The organism is Georgenia halophila, assembly GCF_039541595.1.
The window spans coordinates 875363-895050 of sequence record NZ_BAABGN010000013.1; the positions used below are offsets into that span (position 1 = coordinate 875363).

16 protein-coding genes and 4 tRNA genes are annotated in these 19688 nt (G+C 72.0%); 13 read left to right on the forward strand and 7 right to left on the reverse strand.

Going from position 1 to position 19688, the window contains the following annotated elements:
* Positions 1-51: 51 nt before the first annotated feature.
* Positions 52-633, reverse strand: coding sequence for a DUF3000 domain-containing protein (locus ABD907_RS20070; RefSeq protein WP_345218838.1), 582 nt, complete (start codon positions 631-633; stop codon positions 52-54).
* Positions 634-730: 97 nt separating this feature from the next.
* On the opposite strand from ABD907_RS20070, the gene ABD907_RS20075 reads away from it, so the two are divergent.
* Positions 731-2002: a carboxylate--amine ligase gene (locus ABD907_RS20075; protein ID WP_345218840.1), complete on the forward strand. Its 1272-nt coding sequence runs from the start codon at positions 731-733 to the stop codon at positions 2000-2002.
* Here the strand turns inward: ABD907_RS20075 and treZ are convergent.
* The 6 genes from treZ to ABD907_RS20105 all read right to left on the reverse strand — a co-directional run bounded on the left by treZ (position 1995) and on the right by ABD907_RS20105 (position 8802).
* Positions 1995-3773: a malto-oligosyltrehalose trehalohydrolase gene (treZ, locus tag ABD907_RS20080; protein ID WP_345218843.1), complete on the reverse strand. Its 1779-nt coding sequence runs from the start codon at positions 3771-3773 to the stop codon at positions 1995-1997. The genes ABD907_RS20075 and treZ overlap by 8 nt on opposite strands.
* Entirely contained in the window at positions 3770-6295 is a 2526-nt protein-coding gene (gene treY, locus ABD907_RS20085; protein ID WP_345218845.1) for a malto-oligosyltrehalose synthase, read from the reverse strand. Before treY ends, treZ begins: the two co-directional genes overlap by 4 nt.
* On the reverse strand, positions 6292-8406 hold the full coding sequence (gene glgX, locus ABD907_RS20090) for a glycogen debranching protein GlgX (protein ID WP_345218847.1): 2115 nt from the start codon (positions 8404-8406) through the stop codon (positions 6292-6294). The genes treY and glgX overlap by 4 nt, the downstream gene beginning before the upstream one ends.
* 127 nt (positions 8407-8533) lie before the next feature.
* Positions 8534-8608, reverse strand: a tRNA-Val gene (locus ABD907_RS20095).
* Positions 8609-8623: 15 nt separating this feature from the next.
* Positions 8624-8694, reverse strand: a tRNA-Cys gene (locus ABD907_RS20100).
* 35 nt (positions 8695-8729) lie between these two features.
* Positions 8730-8802: transfer RNA gene (locus ABD907_RS20105), tRNA-Gly, on the reverse strand.
* 115 nt (positions 8803-8917) lie between these two features.
* Here ABD907_RS20105 and ABD907_RS20110 point away from each other — a divergent pair.
* The 12 genes from ABD907_RS20110 (at position 8918) to pdxT (ending at position 19674) form a co-directional block, all read left to right on the forward strand.
* Complete coding sequence (locus ABD907_RS20110; RefSeq protein WP_345218850.1) at positions 8918-9763, forward strand: aminotransferase class IV; 846 nt, start codon at positions 8918-8920, stop codon at positions 9761-9763.
* Positions 9764-9884: 121 nt separating this feature from the next.
* Positions 9885-9959: transfer RNA gene (locus tag ABD907_RS20115), tRNA-Val, on the forward strand.
* A gap of 164 nt (positions 9960-10123) precedes the next feature.
* On the forward strand, positions 10124-12166 hold the full coding sequence (gene thrS / locus ABD907_RS20120) for a threonine--tRNA ligase (protein ID WP_345218852.1): 2043 nt from the start codon (positions 10124-10126) through the stop codon (positions 12164-12166).
* Positions 12163-12714, forward strand: coding sequence for an HIT family protein (locus ABD907_RS20125; protein ID WP_345218854.1), 552 nt, complete (start codon positions 12163-12165; stop codon positions 12712-12714). The genes thrS and ABD907_RS20125 overlap by 4 nt, the downstream gene beginning before the upstream one ends.
* Complete coding sequence (gene pgsA, locus ABD907_RS20130) at positions 12714-13343, forward strand: phosphatidylinositol phosphate synthase (protein WP_345218857.1); 630 nt, start codon at positions 12714-12716, stop codon at positions 13341-13343. The genes ABD907_RS20125 and pgsA overlap by 1 nt, the downstream gene beginning before the upstream one ends.
* Entirely contained in the window at positions 13340-14338 is a 999-nt protein-coding gene (locus ABD907_RS20135; protein WP_345218859.1) for a phosphatidylinositol mannoside acyltransferase, read from the forward strand. Before pgsA ends, ABD907_RS20135 begins: the two co-directional genes overlap by 4 nt.
* Positions 14338-15525, forward strand: a complete 1188-nt coding sequence (locus ABD907_RS20140; RefSeq protein ID WP_345218861.1) for a glycosyltransferase family 4 protein — start codon at positions 14338-14340, stop codon at positions 15523-15525. The genes ABD907_RS20135 and ABD907_RS20140 overlap by 1 nt, the downstream gene beginning before the upstream one ends.
* Positions 15516-16160 (forward strand): hypothetical protein, encoded by a 645-nt coding sequence (locus tag ABD907_RS20145; protein WP_345218863.1) that lies wholly within the window; start codon positions 15516-15518, stop codon positions 16158-16160. Before ABD907_RS20140 ends, ABD907_RS20145 begins: the two co-directional genes overlap by 10 nt.
* A gap of 50 nt (positions 16161-16210) precedes the next feature.
* Complete coding sequence (locus ABD907_RS20150) at positions 16211-17356, forward strand: PrsW family intramembrane metalloprotease (RefSeq protein ID WP_345218864.1); 1146 nt, start codon at positions 16211-16213, stop codon at positions 17354-17356.
* A 142-nt stretch (positions 17357-17498) separates the two neighbouring features.
* Positions 17499-18347, forward strand: a complete 849-nt coding sequence (gene pdxS, locus ABD907_RS20155; RefSeq protein ID WP_425555804.1) for a pyridoxal 5'-phosphate synthase lyase subunit PdxS — start codon at positions 17499-17501, stop codon at positions 18345-18347.
* Complete coding sequence (locus tag ABD907_RS20160) at positions 18344-19003, forward strand: NUDIX hydrolase (RefSeq protein WP_345218868.1); 660 nt, start codon at positions 18344-18346, stop codon at positions 19001-19003. The genes pdxS and ABD907_RS20160 overlap by 4 nt, the downstream gene beginning before the upstream one ends.
* Positions 19000-19674, forward strand: a complete 675-nt coding sequence (gene pdxT, locus ABD907_RS20165; protein WP_345218870.1) for a pyridoxal 5'-phosphate synthase glutaminase subunit PdxT — start codon at positions 19000-19002, stop codon at positions 19672-19674. Before ABD907_RS20160 ends, pdxT begins: the two co-directional genes overlap by 4 nt.
* Positions 19675-19688: the final 14 nt, after the last annotated feature.

Consider the following 19688-nt stretch of genomic DNA (forward strand, 5'->3'; position numbering starts at 1 on the left):
GGCCACGTTAAACGACGTCGGCCTCCGTGTGCTCCGCATCGGCCCGTCGCCCTACCGGCGGCGGAACGAGGTGACGTTCTCCGGAAGCGGCTCGAGCCCGGCGGCCGTGCACGTCAGCTGCGCCCAGGCCAGCAGGTGGGGGCCGAGGTCCGTGGTGGTCGGCGTCCAGGAGGCGCGGATCTCGATCTCGACCTCGCCGGAGCGCAGCTCCAGCCCGCCGAAGGTCTCCGACAGCACACGCGTGACCGTGCCGGACAGGTGGTGGTAGCCGGCACCGGCGTTCCCGAGCGACTCGGTCAGCCACGACCAGCCGACCTCGCCGAGCAGCGGGTCCTGGCCGACCTCGTCCTCCAGGTCCGCCCGGGCGAGCACGATCACCCGGAAGGTCCCGTGCCAGGCGTCCTGGCCGTCCGGGTCGTGCAGGACGACGAACCGCCCGTGGCCCAGCAGCGAGTCGGGGTCCATGGTCCGCGGCTCCGCATTGACCTCGCCGGTCAGTGCGAGGGCGTAGGGCGCGATCCGGGTCGGCGGCGGGACTTCCTCGAGCTTGAGCTCCGGGCGCAGGCGATGTCCCCGCAGGCTCGTCAGCGCGGCCTGGAAGTCCGGCGGTGCCACCGCCTCGTCAGGGTTCACCCGCTCAGGTTAGGCACGCGGCGACCCCTGCGGGGACGGGCCACGCCGGGCGTGCGCCGTTATGCTCGCGCAGGCACCCCACCCGAGGAGATCATCTGTGGCCGCAGCGCCCGCCCCCACCGTCCGGCCGGTCATCCTGGGCGGCGACATCGGCGCCTACGCGACGGCCCGGACGTTCCACGAGGCCTACGGCGTCCGCTCGGTCGTGCTGGCCGGGGTCTCGACCTGGCAGGTGGCCCGTTCCGTGGCCGTCGACCATCGGGTGGTGCCCTCGCTGTCCCGGCCGGACCGACTGGTCGCGACGTTGCGCGAGGTGGTCGCGGAGCGCCCCGAGGTGACGCATCTGCTCCTCGCCAGCGCCGACTGGTACGTGGACGCGCTGGTCGCCCATCGTGCGGAGCTCGAGGCCATGCCGGGCCGCGTGGTCGTGCCCTACGCCGGCGCAGAGGCCCTGGACCGGATCGGTGACAAGGGCTCGTTCACCGCCCTGTGCCGCGAGCTCGGTCTGCCGGTGCCGGAGACCGTGGTGGTACGGGCTCCGGACGGTCCCGCCGCGGCGGCCGGCCTGCGGTTCCCGGTCGTGGTCAAGGCGTCCTCGACGACGGCGTACCACGCGGTGTCCTTCCCCGGGCAGCAGAAGGTCGACCGGGCCACCGACCCGACCGCGCTCGCCACGGTGCTCGCACGGATCGCGGGCGCCGGCTTCGACGGTGACCTGCTCGTGCAGGAGGAGATCCCGGGCCCGGACTCCGAGATGGCCGCGGTCAACCTGTTCTTCGACGCCGACGGCACCTGGCGGTTCGCCCAGTACGGCCGGGTGCTGCTCGAGGAGCACACGCCCGGCGCGCTGGGCAACTCCGTCGCACAGGTGACCGGGGTGCACCGGGGGGTGGTCGATCAGGCGCGCCGGCTGCTCGAGCACGTCGGCTGGCGGGGGTTCGCGAACGTCGACCTCAAGCGGGACCCCCGCGACGGCGTCCACCGCTTCCTCGAGGTGAACCCGCGGGTGGGCCGGTCCGGCTACGCGGTCACCGCGTCGGGCTACGACATCTCACGGATGTATGTCGATGGCTTCGTCACGCAGACCGGCGGGTCCGCCCAGGTGGCCGGCGCAGGTACCGGCGACGGGGTGGTGGGCACGAACGAGCACCTCTTCCACGTGCTGCCGCTGCCCCTGGTGCGGCGGTACGTCGACGACGCCGACGCGGCCCTCGTGCGCCGGCTCGTGCGCTCGGGCCGGGCGACGAACCCGCTGCTCTACCTGGCCGAGCGCGACCCGCGCCGCTGGGCGGCCGTCGCCGCCGCCCAGCTCAACCAGGTCCGCAAGTTCGCCCGGTACCACCCGAAGCAGCGCCCCCGGGCTACGTGAGGCGACCGGCCGACTGCCGCAGCACGGCGACGCCGGGTCCCGGGAGGCTGACCAGGCCGTCGCCGACCTCCACCGGGTCCCACGACAGGATCGGCTCGGGGGAGCCGGCCACCGGGACGGCGCCCGCTTCCAGGGCCAGCACCACGTCGATCGTGCCGCGGCTCATGACCAGCCATCCCTCGCCCCTGCCCAGGCTCGTGGCGGACCGGTCGCCGGAGGCGATGTCCGGCTCGACCCGGCGCAGCTCGACCAGGTCCCGGTAGAACCGGAGGAGCCGCGCGTGCTCGGGGCGCTCCCGCTCGTTCCAGCTCAGCCGCGAGGCCTCGAACGTGGCCGGGGCCTGCGGGTCCGGCACGTCGAGATCCTCGTCGCCGTACAGCTCGGCCCAGCCGTGCGTGCCGAACTCCTTGCGCCGACCCTCGCGGACGAGCTCGCCGAGCTCGTCGTTGTGATCGGTGAAGTACTGGAACGGCGTCGTCGCGCCCCACTCCTCGCCCATGAAGAGCATCGGCGTACCCGGACCGAGGATGACGACAGCGGCGCTGAGGGCCTGCATCCCCGGGCCCAGCACCCGGCTCGGCCGGTCTCCGAGAGCCCGATTGCCGACCTGGTCGTGGTTCTGCGAGAAGACCACGAAGCGGCGCCCATCGATGTCGTCGGGGACCGGCGCGCCCCATTCCTGGGCCCGAAAGGTCGACCAGGTGCCGTCGTGGACGAAGACCTCGGTGAGCGCCTTGGCGATCGTCTCCGGGCTCCCGAAGTCCACGTAGTAGCCGTGCCGCTCACCCGTGACGAGTGCGTGCAGCGCGTGGTGGAGGTCGTCGTCCCACTGGGCCGTCATCCCGTATCCGTGCTCGCCGGTCGGCGTGACCATAGCGGCGTCGTTGAGGTCGGACTCGGCGATCAGCGACAGCGGCCTTCCGACCTCGCGCTCGAGACCGGCGACGGCGTCCGAGAGCTCGGCGAGCAGGTGCCGGGGGGAGTCGTCGATGAGGGCGTGCACGGCGTCGAGCCGCAGGGCGTCGACGTGGAAGTCGCGCAGCCACCGCAGCGCGTTGTCGACGACGAAGGCGCGGACCTCGGTGGCGTCGTCGCTTCCGTCGCCGGCCGTGCCCGCTCCGCCATCGAGGTTGACCGCCGCGCCCCACGGCGTGTGGTGCCGCTCGGTGAAGTAGGGGCCGAACTCCGCGAGGTAGTTCCCGTCCGGGCCGAGGTGGTTGTAGACGACGTCGAGGCAGACCGCCAGGCCGCGGCCGTGCGCGGCGTCGACGAAGCGCTGCAGGGCGGCGGGGCCGCCGTAGGGGTCGTGGACGGCGTAGAGCGCGACGCCGTCGTAGCCCCAGCCATGGTCGCCGGGGAAGGCGGCGACCGGCATGAGCTCGACGACACCGACACCGAGCTCGACCAGGTGGTCGAGCCGCCCGATCGCCGCATCCAGCGTCCCCTCAGGCGTGAAGGTCCCGACGTGCAGCTCGTAGACGACGGCGCCCAGCACGGACCGGCCGCGCCAGTCGCCGTCGCGCCACCGGTGCGCGCCGGCGTCGAACGTCCGCGACGCCTCGTGCACGCCGTGCGGCTGCCACGGGCTGCGCGGATCGGGACGCGGCGGGCCGCCGTCGAGCGAGAACGCGTAGTCCGTCCCGGCCGGCACCGGCTCCGGCGAACGCCACCAGCCGCCGCCCTGCGCCACCATCGGCTCCGGTTGCGGGCCGCCGTCGACGAGGTCGACGGCGGAGGCGGCCGGAGCCCACACGCGCACGTGCTCCGTCATCGCCGCTCCAGCAGCGCCACCGGTGAGTCGCCGAGAAGGTCGCCCAGGCGGCAGGGCCCGCCGTCGTGCTCGGCGTCGGACAGGACGTCGCGCCAGCGGCCCTCGGGCAGCACCACGGTGGCGTCGAGCAGGGCCCGGAGGTCGCCGGTGTCGACGAGCCGGGTGGCCACCGCGATCACCCGCGGCCCGGTGGTGTCGGTGCGTGCCAGGGCGACGGCGTGCCCGCTGGTCGTCGGCAGCGGCTGGTAGCCGGCGCCGGCGCCCACGAACGCGTCCCGGTGGGCACGGCGCAGCCGCAGGGCTGAGGCGGTGAGCCACAGCTTTTCCTCGTCGAGACCCGCCGGTGCGTGCCCGCCGTCGAGCTCGGACAGGGTCTCGGCGAGGGCTCCGAAGTCCACCGGGCGGCGGTTGTCGGGGTCGACGAGCGACGTCCGCGTGATCTCGGTGCCCTGGTAGACGTCGGCCACGCCGGGCACCGTCAGCTGCAGCAGCTTCGTGCCGAGCACGGCGCGCCGGACGGCGGCCTCGGTGCGGTCCACCCAGGCGGTGAGCTCGGCCACCACGTCGGGATGGGTGAGCAGCGCCGTCGCGTACTCGGTCATGGCGGCCTCGCCGGTCTCGTCCTGCGCCGTCCAGGTGGTCCAGGTCTTCTGCTCGCGGACGGCCTTGAGGAGGTACGCCGTCAGCCGCTCGGCCGGGATCGGCCCGTCCTGCGTCCAGGTGCCCGCCAGCGTCTGCCACAGCAGGTTCTCGGTGCGGCCGTCGAGGTCTCCGGGCCGCAGGTCGGCGGTCTCGGCGCGCAGGCGGTGGACCAGGGCCACCCACTCCTGCGAGCAGGTCGCCAGCACACCGATGCGGGACCGGACGTCCTCGCCACGCTTGGTGTCGTGGGTGGAGCCGGCGGTCATGGTGGCGGGCCAGTCGCTCTGCACGTGCGCGGCCCAGGTGTGCAGCTCGTCCGGGTCGATGCCGAACCGGGTGGGATCGCCGCCGACCTCGCACAGGCTCACCAGGTGCGTCCACCGGTAGTAGGCGGTGTCCTCGACGCCCTTGGCCATCACCGCGCCGCACACCTGCTGGAAACGCACCACCAGATCGGAGCGTGCCGACTCACCGGTGCGGCCCGCGCTGCCGACCTCCCGGCCCAGCAGCAGCTCGAGAACGACGTCGAGGGTGTCGTGCCGGTCCGGCTCCAGATGGGCGCGGGCCAGCTCCGCGGCATCGCGGAGAACCCGCTCCGCCGTCGGCGGCGGGTCCTCGCCGGGGACCACGTACGCGCGGTAGCGCGGGAAGGCGACGACGAGCTCGACCACGCAGTCCTCCAGCGAGCGGAGGGTGTGGTCGCGCAGCCGGATGTCGGCGTGACAGATGTCGGCCAGCAGGTTGGCGAGGCGGTGGATCTCCGCGTACAGCGACGTGGAGACGATCTGCCGCTTGGACTCCTCGACGACACGGTGCAGATCGGTGGTGTCGCCCGTGAGCTCCTGCATGAGGCCGGCCAGCGGGACGGCGCCGCCCGGGTCCACGTGCAGGGCGTGCAGCCGCCACGCCGCGTCGTAACCGGTGGTGCCGGCGACCGGCCAGTCGTCCGGCAGCTCCTCCGAACCCTCGAGGATCTTCTCGACGGCTACCCAGGCACCGCCCGTCACGTCGTGGAGGCGGCGGAGGTAACCGTGCGGGTCGGCCAGACCGTCCGGATGGTCGATGCGGAAGGCGTCGATGACGCCGGCGTCGAACAGCTCCAGCAGCAGGGCGTGGGTGGCGTCGAAGACCTCCGGGTCCTCCACGCGCACCGCGGCGAGCGTGTCGACGTCGAAGAACCGCCGGTAGTTCAGCTCCTCGTCCGCCACGCGCCAGTACGCCAGCCGGTAGAACTGCCGCTCCACGAGCTCGGCCAGCGGCAGGTCTTCGGTGCCCCGGCGCACGGGCAGGACGTGCTCGTAGTAGCGCAGCAGGGGCTGCTCGCCCGCCTCCTCCTCGCCCGGGACCACCGCGTGGTCCACGGTGAGCTCGCCGGAGGCCAGCACGTCACCGATGCGGGAGCCGAGGACGGGCATCAGCAGGCCGTCGTCCGCGCCGTCGAGGTCCGCGTCGAACCACCTGGCGTACGGGGAGTCGGGGCCCTCCTTGAGGAGGGACCACAGGGCGCGGTTGTGCCACACCGGGGTGGGCACGGCCATGTGGTTCGGGACGACGTCGACCACGACACCCATGCCGCGGGCGTGGGCCGCCGCGGCGAGGGACTCCAGGGAGGCTCGGCCGCCCAGCACGTCGCTGATCCTCGAGTGGTCGACGACGTCGTAACCGTGCGTCGAGCCCGGCGCCGCCTGCAGGACGGGGGAGAGGTAGAGGTCGGTGACGCCGAGCGTCTCGAGGTACGGCAGCTGCGCCTCGGCGTCGGCGAAGGTCAGGTCCGGGCCGAGCTGGAGCCGGTAGGTGCTGACCGGCAGCCGACGACCGGGGCCGGGAAGGTGCGCCGTCGCCGCCCCCGTGCCGCCGCCGGCCCCGTGCGGGCCGGTCATGCCGGCTCCGAGGCGAGCAGGACGACGACGGAGCGTCCCTCGACGGTCACGCTCGCCCCCGGCTCGAGCTCCGTCTCCGGGTCGTCGGTGACGGAGGTGTCCAGGGTGACCGTCCACGACTCGCCGTAGTCCGACCCGGGCAGGGTGAACTCGATGGGCTCGGCGTCGGCGTTGAGCAGCGCCAGCACGGAGTCACCCACGATCCGCTCACCACGGTCGCCGGGTTCGGGGATGGCCTGGCCGTTGAGGAAGAGCATCACCGACTTCGCGAACCAGGTGTCCCAGTCCTCGTCCGCCATGTGCTCGGCCGCCGGGGTAAACCACTCGATGTCGCCGATCTCGGACTGGCCGCCCTGCTTCGGGGCACCGGCGAAGAACCTGCGCCGCCGCAGCACTGGCTGCTCCTTGCGCAGCGCGATCAGACGCCGGGTGAACTCCAACAGCGCCTCCTCGTCGTCGTCGAGGTCCCAGTCCACCCACGACAGCTCGTTGTCCTGGCAGTACGTGTTGTTGTTGCCCTGCTGGGTGCGGCCGATCTCGTCGCCGTGACAAATCATCGGCACGCCCTGGCTGAGCAGCAGCGTGGCGAGGAAGTTGCGCTGCTGGCGGGCGCGCAGCTCGTTGACCTCCGGATCATCCGTGGGACCCTCGACGCCGCAGTTCCAGGACCGGTTGTGCGACTCGCCGTCCGAGCCGTCCTCGCCGTTGGCCTCGTTGTGCTTCTCGTTGTAGGAGACGAGGTCCCGCAGGGTGAATCCGTCGTGGGCGGTGACGAAGTTGATCGACGCGAACGGCCGGCGACCGGTGTGCTCGTAGAGGTCGGCCGAGCCGGTGATGCGGCTCGCGAACTCACCCAGCGTGGACGGCTCGCCACGCCAGAAGTCACGGACCGTGTCGCGGTACTGACCGTTCCACTCGGTCCACTGCGGCGGGAACCCGCCCACCTGGTAGCCGCCGGGGCCGACGTCCCACGGTTCGGCGATCAGCTTGACGCGGTTGATGACGGGGTCCTGCTGGATGATGTCGAAGAACGCCGAGAGGCGGTCCACCTCGTGCAGCTCACGGGCGAGGGTGGAGGCGAGGTCGAAGCGGAACCCGTCGACGTGCATCTCCTCGATCCAGTACCGCAGGGAGTCCATGATCATCTGCAGGCTGTGCGGCGAACGCATGTTGAGGGAGTTGCCGGTGCCGGTGGTGTCGAAGTAGTGCTCCTCGTCGCCGTCGACGAGGCGGTAGTAGGACGCGTTGTCGATGCCGCGGAATGACAGGGTGGGCCCGAGATGGTTCCCCTCGGCGGTGTGGTTGTAGACGACGTCGAGGATCACCTCGATGTCCGCCTCGTGGAGCGACTTGACCATGGTCTTGAACTCGTCGACCTGACCGCCGCGGGTGTCGTACGCCGCATAGCTGTTCTGCGGCGCGAAGAAGCCGATCGAGTTGTAACCCCAGTAGTTGCTCAGGCCACGCTCCTGCAGGTGCGGGTCGTTGACGAACTGGTGGACCGGCATGAGCTCCAGCGCCGTGATGCCGAGGTCGACGAGGTGCTGGACCACGCTGGGGTGGCCGACTCCGGCGTACGTGCCGCGTACCTCGTCCGGCAGGTCCGGGGCCTGCTGGGTCAGGCCCTTGACGTGCGCCTCGTAGATGACGGAGTCGTGGTAGTCGTGCCCCGGGGGGCGGTCGTAGCCCCAGTCGAAGAACGGGTTGACGACGACCGAGACCATCGTGTGCGCGGCCGAGTCGTCGGTGTTGCGCTTCGACGGGTCGTCGAAGCGGTAGGAGTACAGGGACGGGTCGGCGTCGATGTGGCCGTCGATCGCCTTGGCGTAGGGGTCGAGCAGGAGCTTGGACGGGTCGCAGCGATGACCCGACGCGGGGTCGTACGGGCCGTGGACGCGGTAGCCGTACCGCTGCCCGGGCCGGGCGCCGGGCAGGTACCCGTGCCAGACGAAGGCGTCGACCTCGGTGAGGTCGACGCACTCCTCGGTGCCGTCGCCGTCCAGGAGGCACAGCTGGACGCGTTCGGCGACCGAGGAGTAGAGGGCGAAGTTGGTGCCGGAACCGTCGAAGGTGGCGCCCAACGGGTAGGGGTGACCAGGCCAGATCTGCATGGGGGACAGGTTCGCACGTCCGCGCCACGGTCGCCCCCCGCTACGGGCGAGTGCGCTGGGGCGTCGGTCACTGCGTCAGGGTGCTGGAACGACGAGAGGCCGCCCGAGCGGGCGGCCTCTCGTCGTGTGGTGGGCGATACTGGGATCGAACCAGTGACCTCTTCCGTGTCAGGGAAGCGCGCTACCGCTGCGCCAATCGCCCGGGTCCTTCTTGGAGAGGTGGCGACGGGATTCGAACCCGTGTATACGGCTTTGCAGGCCGCTGCCTCGCCTCTCGGCCACGCCACCCTAGGGGTTGCCCACCGGGTGGTGGGATGCCTCCGAGCGGATGACGGGACTCGAACCCGCGACCCTCACCTTGGCAAGGTGATGCTCTACCAACTGAGCCACATCCGCATCGTCTCGAGGGCCGCGAAACGGCCCCTGGGACGTCCAGAACTCTAAACCACCACGAGGGCAGAGTCCAAACGTCAGCCTGGCCTCCGGCGGTGATGGATGACACAGTTCGAACATGGCTGACCCCGATCGCGTCGTGCTCTGGTTCGGAGGCCACCTCCGGGATCACACCGAAGCCCTCGTGCGGGCCGACGACCACGGCCTGACCGTGGGGGACGGCGTCTTCGAGGCGTGCGAGCTGCTCGAGGGCCGTCCGTTCGCCCTCACCCGCCACCTCGATCGCCTCGAGCGCTCCGCTGCCGGCCTGGGTCTGCCCGCGCCGGACCGCGAGGAGACCCGCCGGGCCGTCCTCGAGGTGGCCGAGGCGTGGGGCCCAGACCTGGGACGCGTGCGGATCCTGTGGACCGCCGGGCCCGGGCCTCTCGGGTCCGACCAGGCGTGGGGCCCCGGCACGCTGGTCGTCGCCGCGAGCGCCGTCGGGGAGCCGCGACCGGTCCACGTGTCGATCGTCCCGTTCACGCGCAACGAACGCTCCGCCGTCGCCGGCCTGAAGACGACGTCGTACGCCGAGAACGTCCGCGCCCTCGCCTGGGCGCGCTCCCACGGTGGTGACGAGGCGATCTTCCCCAACACCCGCGGCGACCTCTGCGAGGGCACGGGCACGAACGTCTTCATCGAGTCCGACGGCATGCTGCTCACCCCGCCGCTGGACTCCGGCTGCCTGGCCGGCGTGACCCGGGCCGTCGTCATGGAGTGGGCGACGGAGGAGGGTATCGATGTCCGGGAGCAGCGGCTGCCGATCGACGCCCTGAAGGAGGCGCGGCACGCGGCGCTGACCTCATCGACGCGGGGCGTGGTACCCATCGTCGGGGTCGACGGCCGTGAGCTCGCCCCCGGCCCGCTGACCGAGGCAGTGGCCGTGGCCTACATCCGGCGGCACCTGGAGATCCCGGACCCCTGACCCGGCGGCGTACCGGTCGGCCACTGTGTCCGCTCTCTCACCCGCCACGGCGCCGGACGGTTTCACGATCGCGGCCGAGGCCTAGTAGCATCGCTTCTCGCGTGACCGAGCGTCGCGCACCGGGCGATTGGCTCAGCGGTAGAGCGCCTCGTTCACACCGAGGAGGTCACTGGTTCGATCCCAGTATCGCCCACCAGCGCAGCGTCGGCCGAGCACGGTGGTGCTGAGCACCAAGGCCCCGGACCGGATGGTCCGGGGCCTTCGTGCTACCGGCCACCCGCACACCGCGCCGGCGGGCACCGGCGGGTCGGTGCGCGTCGGTACGATCGACAGGTCCTGATCCACACGCGAGGAGCACCGGTGACCATCGACCACTTCCTGTCCATCGACGGCGTCGAGCAACGGGTCGAAGGTGGCACGACGGGCACCGAGATGTTCACCGGACGCAGGGACGTCGTCGCGCTGCGGATCGACGGCGTGCTCCGCGACCTGGACACCGACCTTGCCGACCTGCCCGCCGGGGCCCAGGTCGTCCCGGTGACGATCGACAGCCCCGAGGGGCTGGCGATCCTGCGGCACTCGGCGGCCCACGTGCTCGCCCAGGCCGTCCAGCAGGTCCGTCCCGAGGCCAAGCTGGGCATCGGCCCGCCGGTCACCGACGGGTTCTACTACGACTTCGACGTCGACACGCCCTTCACCCCAGAGGACCTCAAGTCCCTCGAGAAGACCATGACGCGGATCGTCAAGGAGGGGCAGACCTTCCGCCGTCGCGTCGTCACCGAGGACGAGGCCCGCGCCGAGCTCGCGGGCGAGCCGTACAAGCTCGAGCTCGTCGGGCTCAAGGGCGCCGCCGACCCCGAAGAGAAGGGCGACCAGCAGCTCGACGAGCAGAGCGACGAGGGCGCCTCGGTCGAGGTCGGCGGCGACGAGCTGACCATCTACGACAACGTCCGCCGCGGGGGAGAGGTCGCCTGGAAGGACCTGTGCCGCGGCCCGCACCTGCCCTCCACCCGGCTCATCGGTAACGGCTTCTCGCTCATGCGCGCGGCCGGGGCCTACTGGCGCGGCAGCGAGAAGAACCCGCAGCTGCAGCGGATCTACGGGACCGCCTGGCCCACCAAGGACGAGCTCAAGGCCTACCTGGAGCGCCTCGCGGAGGCCGAGCGGCGAGACCACCGCCGCCTGGGCGCCGAGCTGGACCTCTTCTCGTTCCCGGACGAGATCGGCTCCGGCCTGCCGGTGTTCCACCCCAAGGGCGCCATGGTGCGCATGGAGATGGAGGACTACTCGCGCCGCCGCCACATCGAGGCCGGCTACTCCTTCGTCACCACCCCGCACATCACCAAGGCAAAGCTCTTCGAGACGTCCAAGCACCTCGAGTGGTACGCCGACGGCATGTACCCGCCGATGCACCTCGACGAGGTGCGTGACACCGAGGGCAACGTCACGAAGCAGGGGCAGGACTACTACCTCAAGCCGATGAACTGCCCCATGCACAATCTCGTCTTCTCGTCGCGCGGCCGTTCCTACCGCGAGCTGCCGCTGCGGCTCTTCGAGTTCGGCAGCGTCTACCGCTACGAGAAGTCGGGCGTCGTCCACGGCCTGACCCGGGCACGCGGGTTCACCCAGGACGATGCGCACATCTACTGCACCCGCGAGCAGATGAAGGAAGAGCTCGGCTCCCTGCTCACCTTCGTCCTCGACCTGCTCCGTGACTACGGCATGGACGACTTCTACCTCGAGCTCTCCACCCGTGACCCCGAGAAGTCGGTCGGCGACGAGAGCACCTGGGAAGAGGCGACGCGGACCCTGGAGGAGGTCGGGACGGAGTCGGGTCTCGAGCTGGTGCCCGACCCGGGCGGCGCCGCCTTCTACGGCCCCAAGATCTCCGTCCAGGCGCGGGACGCCATCGGCCGGACCTGGCAGCTCTCCACCATCCAGCTGGACTTCTTCGAGCCCGAGCTCTTCGAGCTGGAGTACACCGCGGCAGACGGGTCCCGGCAGCGCCCGGTCATGATCCACCGCGCCCTGTTCGGCTCCATCGAGCGCTTCTTCGGAGTGCTCCTCGAGCACTACGCGGGCGCATTCCCGGCCTGGCTCGCACCCGTCCAGGTGATCGGTGTCCCCGTCGCCGACGCCTTCGACCACTACCTGCGCGAGGTGCTCGACCAGCTCCGCTCCCGCGGCGTGCGCGTCGAGCTGGACGACAGCGACGACCGGTTCGGCAAGAAGATCCGCAACGCCGCCAAGGAGAAGGTCCCGTTCGTGCTCATCGCCGGCGGGGAGGACGCCGACGCGGGCGCGGTCTCGTTCCGGTACCGCGACGGCACGCAGCGCAACCAGGTCCCCGTCGCCGAGGCGGTCGAGGACATCGTCCGAGCGATCGCGGACCGGGAGCGATGACCACGTCCGAACCGCCCGAGCAGCACCCCGGGGTGCCGGACGCCCTCGAGCGACTGTGGACCCCGCACCGCATGGTCTACGTCGGCGGCCAGGACAAGCCGGCCGACGACGGCGAGTCCGGGTGCCCGTTCTGCCGGACCCCGGCCGGCGACGACGAGGAAGGGCTCGTCGTCCACCGGGGCGAGACCGGGTACGCGGTGCTCAACCTCTACCCGTACAACCCCGGTCACCTGCTCGTCTGCCCCTACCGCCACGTCGCCGACCTGACGGACCTCACCGACGCCGAGCGCGACGAGATCGGCGCCATGAGTGCGGCCGCCATGCGTGTCGTCCGCGCCGTCTCGGCGCCGCACGGATTCAATCTAGGGATGAACCAGGGAGCCGTCGCGGGCGCCGGCATCGCCGCACACCTGCACCAGCACGTGGTGCCACGGTGGAGCGGCGACGCGAACTTCCTGCCCGTCGTCGCCCGGACGAAGGCGCTGCCGCAGGTGCTGGGGGAAACGCGCGACCTCCTCGCCCGCGCATGGGCCGGGCAGGCCGCGTAGTGCTCTCCACCAGCGGGCGCGGGTTCGCCGCTGCCCTCTTCGGCCCGCTCGCCCGGCTCCTCGTCCGGGCGGGCGTCAGTCCCGACGTCGTCACCGTCACCGGCACCGTGCTCACCGCCGCCGTCGCGCTCACCCTGCTGCCGATGGGGCACCTGACCGCCGGTGCCCTGGCCGTCACCGCCGTCGTGATCTTCGACAACCTCGACGGCCAGATGGCCCGCCTGACCGGCCGCGAGTCGCCGTGGGGAGCCTTCCTCGACTCCACGATGGACCGTTTCGCCGACGCGGCGATCTTCTCCGCCGTCGCCGTGTGGGCGCTTCGGCACCTCGACGGGACGCTCGCCGACCTCACGGCCGGCCTCGCCGTCGTCTGCCTGGTCCTGGGCGGCGTCGTGCCGTACGCGAAGGCACGGGCGGCGTCGCTGGGCATGCGGGCCGACGGCGGTCTGGCCGAGCGTGCCGACCGGCTCGTCGTCATCCTCGTCGCGGTGCTCCTCGTCGGGCTCGGCCTGTCCGCCTGGGTCCTGACCGGCGCCCTCGCGCTGCTCGCGGTGGCCAGCGCCTGGACCGTGGTGCAGCGCGTGAGCGCCGTGTACCGCCAGTCCAGGGACGAGGTGGGCGGCGCGTGAAGATCAACCTCGTCAAGGTGTTCACGCTCGCACGCGCCGTCGTCGAGAAGATCCCGGACCCGGTGGCGCGTGCGGTGTTCGCCGCGGTCGCGGACGTCGCCTGGGCGCTCGGCACCGGCGGCGTGCGCCAGCTGGAGACGAACCTCAGCCGGGTACGGCCGGGTCTCAGCCGGCGGCGCCTGCGCCGACTGTCCCGAGCCGGCATGCGCGCGTACCTGCGGTACTACTGCGAGATGTTCCAGCTCCCGCGCCTGAGCCGGCGGAAGATCGAGGCGCGGGTACGGCTCCTCGGTGACGCGGCGCTGCGCGAGACGTTCGCGCAGGGACGCAGCGTGGTGGCCGTCCTCGGGCACTGCGGCAACTGGGACCTCGCGGGTGCGTTCGCCACCCGCGAGCTGGCCCACGTCCTCACCGTCGCCGAGGTGCTCGAGCCCGAGGAGCTGTTCCGAGACTTCCTCGACTACCGCACCGGCCTCGGCATGACGATCATCCCGCTGGCGAAGGACGGCGGCGTCTTCCGGCAGCTGCTGCGCGCCACCCGTTCGGGCACGCACGTCGTGCCGCTGCTGGCCGATCGCGACCTGAGCAGCACCGGCCTCGAGGTCGATCTCTTCGGGCAGCGCGCGCGGGTCGCCGCCGGTCCGGCGGCCCTGGCCCTCGGCGCCGGCGTGCCGCTGCACCCGGTGATGATCCACCACGAACGCCTCACCGGCGCCCGGCGGCGTGCCGCGGGCTCCCCGTGGGGCATCGTCGTCGAGTTCCTGCCGGCGGTGCACGAGCCGGGAGCCGAGAACGACGTCGACGTGGTCACCCTGACCCAGCGCTGGGTCGACGCTCTGGCGCCGCACATCCGCCGGCATCCCGCGGACTGGCACATGCTCCAGAAGGTGTTCCTCGACGACCTGGACCCTGGGCGCCTGACGCCGGTCGCCAGCGCGGTCGAGCCGGACCGCAGAGGTGCCGGTGAGGCAACCGACCGCGGCGGGGAGGCCTGATGCGGGTCGGGCTCGTCTGCCCCTACTCCTTCGACGCGTACGGCGGCGTGCAGCTCCACGTGCGTGACCTGGCCGAGGAGCTCCTCCACCGAGGTCACCACGTCAGCGTCCTCGCCCCCGCAGAGGACTCCACGCCGGTCCCGGACTACGTCGTACCCAGCGGACGCAGCGTGCCCATCCCGTACAACGGCTCGATCGCGAGGCTGAACTTCGGGCCCGTCGTCGGGGCGCGGGTGCGGCGGTGGGTCGAGCAGGGCGCCTTCGACCTGGTCCATCTCCACGAACCCTTCATCCCGTCGCTGAGCATGCTGGCCCTGTGGGCGGCGGACGGCCCGGTGGTCGGGACGTTCCACACCGCCATGGAGCGATCCCGCGGGCTGCGGGCGATCAGCCCCGTGGTCGTGCCGATGCTCGAGAAGATCACCGGCCGCATCGCGGTCTCCGCCGAGGCGCGCCGTACCCTCGTCGAGCACCTCGGCGGCGACGCGGTCGTCGTGCCCAACGGCGTCTACGTGGACAAGTTCGCCGACGCCGGATGCGACCCCCGGTGGACCGGCACCCCGGAGCGGCCCACCGTGGCGTTCCTCGGGCGCCTCGACGAGCAGCGCAAGGGCCTGCCGATCCTGGCCGCCGCCGTCGGCGAGGTCCTGGCGACCGTCCCCGGTGCCCGATTCCTGGTCGCCGGACGCGGCGAAGCCACCGAGGAACGCGCCCTGCTGGACCGGTACGGAGACTCGGTCACCTTCCTCGGGGGCATCACCGACGAGGAGAAGGCACGGCTGTTCCGGTCGGCCGACGTCTACGTCGCCCCGCAGACCGGCGGGGAGAGCTTCGGCATCGTCCTCGTCGAGGCCATGGCCGGCGGCGCCCTCGTCGTCGCGTCGGACATCCCGGCGTTCCAGGCCGTGCTGGACAGCGGGAGCGCGGGCCGGCTGTTCCGACGCGGGGACCCCGCCAGCCTCGCACGCACGCTCGTCGAGGCCCTCAGCCACCGCGGCGAGGCCGAGTCGGTGCGCCGGCGCGCCCGGACGACGGTGCAGCGCTACGACTGGTCCAGCGTCACCGACCAGATCCTCGGCGTGTACGACATGGTCCTGTCGACGGCGCACGCACCCGTGCGGGAGGACCCCCGCTCCCGGACCATGTACGGGCGTCTCCGAGCAGCCACGGAGCGACCGTGGGCGTGACGGAGTGGGTGCTGCTGGCGGTCCTCGTGATCGTGGTGGCGGTCGTCCTGCTGTGGCGCCGCGCGGTCCGCCTCGACGTCCTGCACCGCACGGTGCTGCGCTCGCGCGCCACGCTCGAGGCCCAGCTCGTCCGGCGCGCCTCGGCAGCGTACGAGCTCGCGGCATCCGGTGCCCTCGACCCGGCCGAGGCGCTGCTCGTGACCGACGTCGCGCTGCGTGCCTCGGACGCGTCCGGCGCCGAGCTTGTCCCGGACGGCCTCGCCGGGCCGGAAGGGACGGGCCCGCTCGACGAGGCGGCGCTCACCGGCGACGGCCCGAGGCCCGCGTCGGCGCAGGAGACCGGCGAGCCGGTCGACCGAGGGCTGGTCGAGAGCGAGCTCAGCCGGACCCTCCGGGCGGTGCTCGGCGAGCCCGAGGAGCAGGCCGTGCTCGCAGCGGATCCCCGGGCCGCCGACATCGTCTCCCGGCTGCACCAGTCGTGGTACCGGCTCCAGCTCGCCCGACGCTTCCACAACTCCCACGTCGAGCAGGTCCGGAGCCTGCGCTCGGACGCCGTCGTGCGGGTGTTTCACCTCGCGGGCCGGGCGCCGGTTCCCGAGCCGTTCGACATGGACGACGCGCTGCCGCCTCGGTAGCGCCGAACCTCCCAGGCTCTCGGTAGCGCCGAACCTCTACGCTGTGCGGCATGTCGTCGCCCGCCCCGCAGGCCTTCCCGGCCGCACCGCAGTGGCCCCAGCCCAGGCCTCGCAGTCTCCCGACCCTGGTCGTGGAGATCGTGGGCATCGCGCTCGGCACCGCGGGTGTGCTCTATCTCCTCTCCTACATCCTCAGCGAGGCGGGAGCGAGCGCCACCTTCGCCTCCGGGTTGGTCGCGATGCTGCCGCTGGCCGGCGTCCTGCTCGCCATCGTGTGGGTGGACCGCTGGGAGCCCGAGCCGAAGTGGCTGCTGATCGCCGCCCTCGCCTGGGGAGCCGGTGTCTCGACCGTGCTCGCCCTGCAGCTCAACACCGCCTATGCGATCTGGGCGTACAGCCAGAGCGGCGACCGGCTGCAGGCCGACGTGCTCAGCGCCGTGATCAGTGCGCCGCTGGTGGAGGAGGGGCTCAAGGGCCTCGGCGTGCTTCTCGTCTTCCTCTTCCGCCGCAAGTTCTTCGACGGGCCGGTCGATGGCATCGTCTACGCCGCCGTCGTCGCCGCCGGTTTCGCCTTCACCGAGAACGTCCTGTACTTCGCCCAGAGCGCCGAGGCGGGCGCGCTCGGGATGACGTTCGTCCTGCGCGGCATCATGTCGCCGTTCGCGCACATCGTCTTCACCGCCGTCACCGGGATCGCGCTCGGCTTCGCCTCACGGTCGACGAACCGGCTCGCGTGGGTGTGGATGTTCCCGGTCGGCCTGCTGGGTGCCGCTCTCCTGCACGCCGTGTGGAACGCGTCCGCGTCGCTCGGCGGCTACTACTTCATCCTCTACTTCCTGTTCCAGGTGCCGCTGTTCGTCGCCGGGATCGTGCTCGTGGTCTGGCTCCGCAACGACGAGAAGGCCACGATCGGCAACCGGCTGACCGAGTACGCGCAGGCCGGATGGTTCGCACCGCACGAGATCTACATGCTCACCTCGTTCAAGGGGCGTCGCGTCGCCCGCGCGTGGGCAGCCGCTCGCGGCGACGGACCCGAGGCCGCCATGAAGGACTTCCAGAAGTACGCGACCCTGCTGGCCTTCACCCGCCAGCGCGCCCTCAGCGGCCGCTACGACATGGGCGTGCGCCGGGACGAGCAGGACCTGCTGGCCCGGGTCACCCGGGCACGGGCCGGCTTCACGGGTGCGCCGGGCTGAGCGCTGCGGCACCTCACCTGCCGCTCCGCGACCTAGACTGGGTGCACGCCCCCCGACGTCTCCAGAGGTCACCGTGTCCCAGAACCAGTCCGCCAGCACCCCCTCCAGCCCGCACCAGGGCACCGCCCTCGTCAAGCGCGGCATGGCCGAGATGCTCAAGGGCGGCGTCATCATGGACGTCGTCACGGCCGAGCAGGCCAAGATCGCCGAGGACGCCGGCGCCGTGGCGGTCATGGCCCTGGAGCGTGTGCCCGCTGACATCCGTGCCCAGGGCGGCATCTCCCGGATGAGCGACCCAGAGATGATCGACGGCATCATCGACGCCGTCTCGATCCCGGTCATGGCCAAGGCGCGCATCGGCCACTTCGTCGAGGCGCAGATCCTCCAGGCGCTCGGCGTCGACTACGTCGACGAGTCGGAGGTGCTGAGCCCGGCGGACTACTCCCACCACATCGACAAGTGGCAGTTCACCGTCCCGTTCGTGTGTGGCGCCACCAACCTGGGCGAGGCGCTGCGGCGCATCACCGAGGGTGCCGCCATGATCCGGTCCAAGGGCGAGGCCGGCACCGGCGACGTCTCCAACGCGACCACGCACATGCGTCAGATCCGCGACCAGATCCGCCGGCTGCAGAACCTGCCGGAGGACGAGCTCTTCCTGGCCGCGAAGGAGCTGCAGGCCCCCTACGAGGTGGTCCGTGAGGTCGCCGAGACCGGCAGGTTGCCCGTCGTGCTCTTCACCGCCGGCGGGATCGCCACCCCGGCGGACGCGGCGATGATGATGCAGCTCGGCGCCGAGGGAGTCTTCGTCGGGTCGGGCATCTTCAAGTCCAACGACCCCGTCGGCCGCGCGGCCGCCATCGTCCGGGCCACGACGTTCTACGACGACCCCAAGGTGCTGGCCGACGTCTCCCGTGGCCTGGGCGAGGCGATGGTCGGTCTCAACGTCGAGGACATGCCGGTTCCGCACCGGCTCGCCGAGCGCGGCTGGTGACCGAGGAGCACGGCGCGGGCAGCGACCCCGGCACCACCTCGCTCGGCCCCGACTGGAGCGTCGGACCCGACGGTGTCCGTCACCGCCGTGCCGCACGCGTCATCCTCCTGGACGACGTCGGCCGGGTGCTGCTCGTCCGGGGGCACGACTCCGACCAGCCCGAGCGGTCCTGGTGGTTCACGGTCGGCGGCGGTATCGACCCGGGGGAGAGCGAGGTCGACGCGGCGCTGCGCGAGCTGCGCGAGGAGGCGGGCATAGCGCTCGCCCCGGACGACCTCGTCGGTCCGGTGGTGACCCGCGCGGGAATCTTCGAGTTCGTCGCCGAGACGTGCCGGCAGGACGAGGTGTTCTTCCTCGCGCGCGTACCGGCCGGCCACGAGCCCTCGCGCGCCGGCTGGACCGAGATCGAGCGGAACGTGCTCGACGAGCTGCGCTGGCTCTCGACCGCCGAGCTGCGGGCGCAGCCGCTCGAGTTCTTCCCCACCGCCCTCGCCGACGTCGTCGACTCGCTCGTTGACGGCTGGGACGGGACCGTGCGCCACCTGGGCACCGAGCACGACGACGGCGACGAGCACGAGCGAGGAACGAGCGGAGTGCGAGGAGCCGGCGACATCAGGTGCCCCGAACCCCCCGATCCCGAGGAGATCGGCGCATGAGCCGCCCCACGGTGGGCGTCCTCGCCCTCCAGGGCGACGTCCGTGAGCACCTCGCCGCCCTCGAGTCAGCCGGTGCCCGCGGCGTACCGGTCCGCCGCACCGCTGAGGTCGAGGCCGTCGACGGCCTCGTCGTCCCGGGCGGCGAGTCGACCACGATGGACAAGCTGCTGCGGGCCTTCGAGCTGGCCGGGCCGATCCAGGACCGCATCGCCGCCGGCATGCCGGTGTTCGGTTCGTGCGCCGGCATGATCCTGCTCGCCGACCGGATCGTCGACGCGCCCGCGGACCAGCGCACCCTCGGCGGCCTCGACATGACCGTCCGCCGCAACGCCTTCGGCCGCCAGGTCGACTCCTTCGAGGTCGGGATGCACGCCCCGGAGCTCGAGGCCGCCGGTGCGGTCGCGGACGGCGCGGACGGCGCGGACGGCCGACCGCTGCACGCCGTCTTCATCCGGGCGCCGTGGGTCGAGGAGACGGGGCCGGGCGTCCAGGTGCTGGCCACCACCACCGGTGGCGAGCACACCGGTAAGATCGTCGCAGTTCGCCACGGCCCGCTGCTCGCGACCGCGTTCCACCCCGAGCTCGGGGGAGACGGGCGCGTGCATCAGTTCTTCGTCCGGATGGTTCGCGATCGCGCCGGTGCCGTGACGCAGCAACGTCGAGACAGCTAGCAGACGACAGGAAG